This window comes from Acinetobacter sp. YH12239, from assembly GCF_013417635.1.
In the GTDB taxonomy this organism is placed as follows: domain Bacteria; phylum Pseudomonadota; class Gammaproteobacteria; order Pseudomonadales; family Moraxellaceae; genus Acinetobacter.
Genome location: NZ_VPDP01000049.1, coordinates 1 through 1,282 on the forward strand (window position 1 = coordinate 1; position 1,282 = coordinate 1,282).

At 37.8% G+C, this 1,282-nt stretch carries 1 protein-coding gene; it reads right to left on the bottom strand.

The window, feature by feature from the left end:
* Window positions 1-61: 61 nt before the first annotated feature.
* A protein-coding gene (locus FTV17_RS15395; RefSeq protein ID WP_223672967.1) for an IS3 family transposase occupies window positions 62-1,194 on the bottom strand; the annotation gives its coding sequence in 2 pieces (ribosomal slippage) (window positions 62-942 and window positions 942-1,194; 1,134 coding nt in all).
* Window positions 1,195-1,282 lie beyond the last annotated feature (88 nt).

Sequence of the window (1,282 nt, forward strand, 5' to 3'; positions counted from 1 at the left end):
AGAGGTGGTCCCACTTGTTTGAACAACTAAAAGCTTATTTATAAGTGATACTCTGCTCTAGTTAAGCTACCTTATTTTGTTGTGGTAGCTGGTCATAGTAAAACTCATCTGGAGTCATTTTGTCCAGACTCGAATGAGGTCGTTTCAAATTATAAAATTCAAAATATGCGTTTAATTGCTTCTTCGCATCCAAAACATTGCTGTAGGCTTTGAGATACACCTCTTCATATTTAACGCTCCGCCATAATCGTTCAACCATCACATTATCAACCCATCGACCTTTACCATCCATACTGATTTGAATGCCATTTGATTTCAATACATCAATAAATGCATCACTGGTAAACTGACTGCCTTGGTCTGTATTAAAGACTTCAGGTCGGCCATATTTTTCAATAGCTTCATTTAATGTTTCTATGCAAAATGTAACCTCCATACTAATCGATACTCTATGCGCAAGTACCTTGCGGCTATGCCAATCAATCACAGCACATAAATAAACAAAGCCTTTTGCCATAGGGATATACGTTATATCCGTAGACCACACTTGATTACTGCGCTGAATAGCCAATCCTTTGAGCAGATATGGATATTTACGGTGAGCTTGATTGGCCTGACTTAGATTTGGTTTACGATATAACGCATTAATGCCCATTTTCTTCATTAAAGTACGTGTATGACGTCGTCCTATATGATGTCCTTGACGATTCAATAAATCACGCATCATACGGCTACCTGCAAAAGGGTATTGCATATGTAACTCATCCATACAGCGCATCAGCTTCAGATCTGATTCACTCACAGGTTTTGGGCGATAGTAATAACAACCACGGGAGACTTTCAGCAGCTTAGCTTGCTTAGATACTGAAATCTGAAGTGAGTCATCGATTAACTTTTGTGGTTGAAGCGACCCAGTTTCTTCAACACACCTTCTAAAAAATCAATTTCTAATGCCTGCTCACCGATTTTTGCATGTAGTTTTTTTAGATCGATGGGTGGTTCTGTTGGAGCTTTTGATTGATCGAAAGCTTGCGAGGAAGCTGAAATCAGTTGATTTTTCCAGTCAATAATTTGGTTTTGATGAACATCAAATTCAGCACTCAATTCAGCAAGTGTTTTTTCTGCTTTAATCGCAGCAAGTGCTACCTTAGCTTTAAAGTCATTTGAATGATTTCTTCTTGGTCTACGTGTCATAAAATACTCCATATATTGATGTTTATAACATCATTTGGGGAGCAAAATATCACTTATAAGTGTTGTTCAAATTTCCTGATCCACCTCT